Origin of the sequence: uncultured Frigoribacterium sp., assembly GCF_963515265.1 — a bacterium.
Classification (GTDB): domain Bacteria; phylum Actinomycetota; class Actinomycetes; order Actinomycetales; family Microbacteriaceae; genus Frigoribacterium.
The window spans coordinates 1-5,313 of the sequence record NZ_CAUPYL010000179.1 but is presented as its reverse complement, the minus strand read 5'-3'; the positions used below and the strand labels follow the sequence as shown (position 1 = coordinate 5,313).

Annotated in this window: 6 protein-coding genes; 3 read left to right on the top strand and 3 right to left on the bottom strand. The window is 72.6% G+C overall.

Annotated features, from left to right (window positions below; translation table 11 throughout):
• From RWM17_RS11940 to RWM17_RS11930, 3 genes are all read right to left on the bottom strand, one after another.
• The coding region (locus tag RWM17_RS11940) for an MSMEG_0567/Sll0786 family nitrogen starvation N-acetyltransferase (protein ID WP_314103975.1) at nucleotides 1-851 on the bottom strand (851 nt) is incomplete at its 3' end.
• Between the two features lies 1 nt (nucleotide 852).
• Nucleotides 853-1,968, bottom strand: coding sequence for an MSMEG_0568 family radical SAM protein (locus RWM17_RS11935; RefSeq protein WP_314103973.1), 1,116 nt, complete (start codon nucleotides 1,966-1,968; stop codon nucleotides 853-855).
• A 12-nt stretch (nucleotides 1,969-1,980) separates the two neighbouring features.
• Nucleotides 1,981-2,517 carry an MSMEG_0572/Sll0783 family nitrogen starvation response protein gene (locus RWM17_RS11930; protein WP_123547142.1) on the bottom strand — a complete coding sequence of 179 codons (537 nt, stop codon included), beginning with the start codon at nucleotides 2,515-2,517 and terminating at the stop codon, nucleotides 1,981-1,983.
• A 270-nt stretch (nucleotides 2,518-2,787) separates the two neighbouring features.
• On the opposite strand from RWM17_RS11930, the gene RWM17_RS11925 reads away from it, so the two are divergent.
• The 3 genes from RWM17_RS11925 to RWM17_RS11915 form a co-directional block, all read left to right on the top strand.
• Nucleotides 2,788-3,684 (top strand): carbon-nitrogen hydrolase family protein, encoded by an 897-nt coding sequence (locus tag RWM17_RS11925; protein ID WP_314103970.1) that lies wholly within the window; start codon nucleotides 2,788-2,790, stop codon nucleotides 3,682-3,684.
• A gap of 1 nt (nucleotide 3,685) precedes the next feature.
• The gene (locus RWM17_RS11920) at nucleotides 3,686-4,039 is read left to right on the top strand and encodes an MSMEG_0570 family nitrogen starvation response protein (protein ID WP_314103977.1); all 354 of its coding nucleotides are present in this window, start codon (nucleotides 3,686-3,688) and stop codon (nucleotides 4,037-4,039) included.
• Nucleotides 4,036-5,313, top strand: a 1,278-nt coding sequence (locus tag RWM17_RS11915) for an MSMEG_0569 family flavin-dependent oxidoreductase (protein ID WP_314103969.1), incomplete at its 3' end; no start/stop codon positions are given. The genes RWM17_RS11920 and RWM17_RS11915, both read left to right, overlap by 4 nt.

Genomic DNA, 5,313 nt, shown 5'->3' with positions numbered 1-5,313 from the left:
CCCCAGGCCTCGGCGCCGCGGCGCACCCCGGCGAGCACCCGTCGGACGAACGCGGCGTCGCGGCCCGCCACCGCGTCGAGCAGCCCGACGGGCGCGGCGCCCATCGCGCTGAGGTCGTTCACGTTGACGAGCACGCCGCACCAGCCGGCCCACTCCGGGTCGCGCTCGACCATCGAGGGCAGGATCGCGTCACAGGCCGCGACGACGTCGGTGCCCGGCACGGGCGCTCCGTCGTCGCCGACCCAGCCCGCGCCTCCCAGTGATCCGTCGGGCGAAGCCGCCCACGCGGTGTGCGGTTCGAGCACGGCCTCGAGCAGCGACTTCGTCGCGTCGACGAGACGCTGGTGCCGGTCGATCGGCCAGCGCATCCGGAGGTGGTCGACGCCGCCGATCACGCAGCGGCCGGTCTGCTCCCAGCCGAGACGCCGGAACAGCACCGACGAGCGCACCTGGACGGTCGCGTCGAAGCGGAGCACTCCGAGCTGCTCGGCGAGCGCCGACGCGGCCCGGACGAGTGCGGACCCCACGCCGAGGGCGCTCCGGGCCGACGGCGCGACGACGAGCCGGGAACCGGTCCACCAGCCGACGTCCTCCTCCCCCACGGGCGCCAGGCGCACCCCGCCGACGACGCCTCCGCCAGCGCGAGCGACGAGCACGACGGTGCGCGGGTCGTCGTCGAGCTCGTCGCGGTCGGTGCCCTCGAAGAGCCCCTGCTCGTCGACGAACGCGTCGCGCCGCAGCCGTCGGTACGCCTCGACCTCGGCGCGGTCGGCGACCCCCACGATGAACTCCGCGGCCGGCGGCGCGACGACCCGCGGCCCCATCAGGGCGGGCACGTCGAGCAGCGCCACCTCAGCCCCCGGCCGTCTGCAGCGCCGAGCACGCGCCGCAGGCCGCGCAGCCGGCCTTCTGGTCGGTGCCCTTCATGCCGGCCGCGATCAGCGCCTCCGACACCCGGAAGGTGATGTCGTGCAGCACCGAGCCGTGCGGCGCGGGCACGTGGTCGACGTCGGTCGCGAGGGTCCCGCGCAGCGGGCGGAACGGGACGATGAACGGGTAGACGCCCATGTCGATCAGCTCCTGGGCGCCGGCGACTATCTCGTCCGGGTCCTCGCCGAGGCCGACGAGCAGGTAGGTCGAGACCTGGTTGCGGCCGAAGACGCGGACGGCCTCGCGCCAGGCGGCCCGGTACTCGTCCATCGACACGCGCGACTTGCCCGGCATCCAGCGGCGGCGCACGTCGTCGTCCATCGACTCGACGTGGATGCCGATCGAGCGCGCGCCGGCCTCGTACAGGTCGGTGATCGTCGCGAGGTCGCCCGGCGGCTCGCACTGCACCTGGATCTCGAGCTCGGGCACCACGGCCTTGACGGCGCGCACGCACCGAGCCAGGTGGGTCGCGCCGCGGTCGCGCCCCTTCGAGGTGCCGGTGGTCATCACCATCTGCTCGACGCCGTCCAGTCGCCAGGCGGCCTCGGCCACCTCCGCGATCATCGACGGCGTCTTGACGGCCACGGTCGCGCCGGAGTTCAGCGACTCCTCGATCGAGCAGAACCGGCAGCGCTCGGCGACGTCGTAGCGCACGCAGGTCTGGACGACGGTGGTCGCCAGCACCTTGGCCCCGTGGAGGCGCGCGATCGCCTCGTAGGAGACGCCGTCCGCCGTCACCAGGTCGTAGAACCGGGGGCGGGCCACCGGCGTGACCTCGATGCCCGTGTCCTCGCCGTCGAGCAGCAGTCGCCCGTCGTCGACGAGGTACGGGCTGTCCTGGCTCTGCGGGATCGCGGACTGCAGGCCCTGGAACAGGACGTGTCCGTCGTCGCTCGGACCAGCGCCTCCTTCGCGGTGCACGGGGGCGGCGACCCGGATGCCGCGGATGGCGACGTCGACGCGGGTGGAGAGCGCCCCGCCGTTCGAGATGCCGACGGCACCGCGCGCGGGGGCCTGCGGCTCGTTCGTGATCGTCACGCGGTCACCGGCTCAGACCATGTAGGTGCTGTTGATGATGGCGCCCTTGCGGGCGTAGTGGATGACGGCGTCCTGCACGTCGAGGGGGTGGCACGGGATCACGCCGGCGATCAGGTCCTCCTCGCGGTTGCCGTGCAGCGCGAGGCCGAAGCGACAGCAGAACACCGTCCCGCCCTCGGCGATGAACGTCTCGAGCGCGTTGTTGATGTTGTTCTCGCCGGGGAACCCGTCCGAGCCCGTCGTCGGGAACCCGCGGTTGGCGATGCAGTTCATCGAGCCGGGGCCGTAGAAGTAGAGCACGCTCGTGAAGCCCTTGCGGAGGGCCCTGGTCGCCTGCAGCACGGCGACGAAGCTCACCGACGACTCGTGGGCGATGCCGTGCACGAGCTGGAAGTAGTGCTCGTCCTTCGTGGCCGTGTAGTCGGGGAAGATCTTGGTCGAGCCGTAGATGTTGCTCCCCTTCGGCAGCGAGGGGTGCGCGATCTCGTTGCGGGAGATCTCGATGTTGTCGAGGACCTGCTGGTCGAAGTCGATGTCGTTGTCGCTCATGGTGCGGGCTCCTTGCGGGGTCGGGACGAGACGGTGCCGGTCGAACTGCGGTGCCTGGATCTGGTCCCGAGTCTTCGACCGCCGTGTTGCAGGCGGATTACGAGGATTCGCCGTTTTGTTTCGGCGGCGCGGATCGTTCCTCTCTATCGCGGCCCGCACCTGCGACACGAGTTCTTATTCCCGCTGTAACCAATCGGAAACAGCTCCTGGCGTCTGATGGACGCACCGCAGGAACCTGCGCCACCGCCTCCACCGACCAGAGGAGACACGATGTCGACGACCGTCGCCGCCGTCTCGGCGAACTTCACCCGGGACCTCGACCAGAACTACGAGCTCATCGAGACCCTCGTCGGCGAGGCGAGGGCGGCCGGCGTGCAGCTGCTCGTCTTCCCCGAGGCCGCGATCGGCGGCTACCTGTCGTCGCTCGGCAACCACGGCGACACCCTCAAGACCACGACTCGCTCGCTGCCCCCCGCGGTCGCCCTCGACGGCCCCGAGCTGCGCCGCGTGCAGCAGATCGTCGGCGACATGGTCGTCTGCATCGGCTTCTGCGAGCTCGCCGACGACGGTGAGACGCGCTACAACGCCGCGGTCTGCCTCGACGGCACCCGCATCTACGGCTCGTACCGCAAGGTGCACCAGCCCCTCGGCGAGGCCATGTCGTACTCGGCGGGCGACGTCTACGAGGCCTTCGACACCCCTGTCGGCCGCCTGGGCCTGCAGATCTGCTACGACAAGGCGTTCCCGGAGGCGGCCCGGTCGCTGGCGCTGGACGGCGCGGAGATCATCGTCAGCATGTCCGCCTGGCCCGTGGCCCGCACGGCCACCGCCGAGAACCTGCAGGACGACCGCTGGACCTACCGCTTCAACCTGCTCGACACGGCCCGCGCCCTCGACAACCAGGTGTTCTGGATCGCCTCGAACCAGGCCGGCACGTTCGGCTCGCTCCGCTACGTCGGCAACGCGAAGGTGGTGGACCCCGGCGGCGTCGTGCTCGCCACGACCCTGCTGGAGGCGGGCCTCGCGATCGCCGAGATCGACGTCGAGGGCACGTTCCGGGCGATGCGGGGCGGCATGTTCCACCTGCGCGACCGGCGGCCCGACGCGTACCGCACCGGCGAGGCCGAGGCGGCCTCCGCCGCCGGCAGGAGCCTCGCCCGTGCCTGAGATGACGTTCCGGGTGCGCTGGCCGGACGGCTCCGAGACCGCCTGCTGGTCGCCCAGCCTGGTGATGCACGACTGGCTCTCCCCCGGCGCCGACTACCCGCTCGCCGAGTTCGTCGAGCGCTCGACGACCGCCCTCCGCATCGCGAGCGAGCGCGTCGCGGCGACCTACGGCTTCGCCTGCACCTCCGCGATGCAGCAAGAGGCCGAGATCACCGCGATCGCGGCGACGCACGCAGGAGGCGCGGTGCGGGTGCTCGAGATGCACCCGCCGCTGCCTGCCCCGGCGACCGCAGCCGCGCCTCCTGCGGGAACGTCGTCGACGACCGCCGCGAGCGCCTCGGGAGCGTCGTCGTGACCGCGCTCGTGACCGCCCCGCGCCGCGTCGTCGACGGCACGCACGTCGAGGTCGCCGTCGTCGGAGGCGGCCAGGCGGGCCTCTCGATCAGCTGGCACCTGACGCGGCAGGGCGTCGACCACGTCGTCCTCGAGCGCGACACGGTCGCGCACGACTGGATCGACCGCCGGTGGGACGCCTTCACGCTCGTGACCCCGAACTGGCAGTGCGTGCTGCCCGGCTTCGCCTACGACGGCGACGACCCCGACGGCTTCATGGGCCGCGACGAGGTGCACGCGTGGATCCGTCGCTACGCCGCCTCCTTCGACGCCCCCGTCGTCGAGGGCGTGCTCGTCACCCGGCTGCGGGAGGCGGCGGCCGGCGGGTTCGAGGTCGTCACCGACCAGGGCACGATCGTCGCCGACCAGGTCGTGCTGGCCACCGGCGGGTACCACCGGCCCGTGCTGCCGGCGGTCGCCGCGGGGGTGTCCGACGACGTCGTGCAGGTGCACTCGGCCGACTACCGCTCGCCGAAGGCCCTGCCCGAGGGCGGCGTGCTCGTCGTCGGCTCGGGCCAGTCGGGCGCCCAGATCGCCGAGGACCTGCACCTCGCCGGACGCCAGGTGCACCTCGCGCTCGGCTCCGCGCCCCGGTGCGCCCGCTTCTACCGCGGCCGCGACTGCATCGCCTGGCTGAGCGACATGGGCGTGTACGACGTGCCCGTCCAAGCCCAGGTCGGCGGCCTCACGAAGCGCGAGTCGACGAACCACTACATGACCGGGCGCGGCGGCGGGCGCGACATCGACCTGCGCGCGTTCGCGCTCGAGGGCATGCGGCTCTACGGCCGGCTGACCGGCGCCGAGGGCACCGCACTGACCTTCAGCCCCACCGCGGAGGCGTCGCTCGACCACGCGGACTCGGTGATGGAGTCGATCAAGACCGACATCGACCGCTTCATCGAGCGCACCGGTGTCGACGCGCCCGTCGAGCCGCGCTACGTGCCGGTCTGGCGGCCCGAGGCCGAGGTGACGAGCCTCGACCTGCGCGAGGCGGGCATCACGAGCGTCGTCTGGTCGGCCGGGTTCCGGGCGGACTGGTCGTGGGTGCAGGTCGGGGTCTTCGACGGAGGAGGCGTCCCGACGCACCAGCGCGGGGTCACCACCGCGCCCGGGCTGCACTTCCTCGGGCTGCCGTGGCTGCACACCTGGGGGTCGGGGCGCTTCGAGGCGATCGCCCGCGACGCCGCACACGTCGCGGAGAGCGTCGCGGCGCGGGCCGGGCGGGCCGGCGGGGCC